Consider the following 265-nt stretch of genomic DNA (forward strand, 5'->3'; position numbering starts at 1 on the left):
GCCTGAAGGCTGGAGTGTCCAGCGGCGACCGACGCAACCCGGCCTGTACCCGGGTGGTGTGGGAGTATCTGGGGGAAGAGATCAATCGCGTCAATGCCTATCGGCAGGTAAAACTGTACCGGCCGGATGATCCACGTATAGATGACGATGTGCGTGAGCGTTTGAGCGTTGGGCCACTGCGCAACAGTTTGTTTGAGATTGAATAGATGTAGCGCCTGTACTGGCCTCTTCGTGGGTAAACCCGCTCCCACAGAGGCCATGCAGG

1 pseudogene is annotated in these 265 nt (G+C 57.7%); it reads left to right on the plus strand.

Going from position 1 to position 265, the window contains the following annotated elements:
* A pseudogene (locus SB756_RS31090) lies at positions 1-206 on the plus strand (XRE family transcriptional regulator); the annotation flags it as partial.
* Positions 207-265 lie beyond the last annotated feature (59 nt).

Source organism: Pseudomonas sp. SIMBA_068 (assembly GCF_046534705.1).
Lineage (GTDB): Bacteria > Pseudomonadota > Gammaproteobacteria > Pseudomonadales > Pseudomonadaceae > Aquipseudomonas > Aquipseudomonas putida.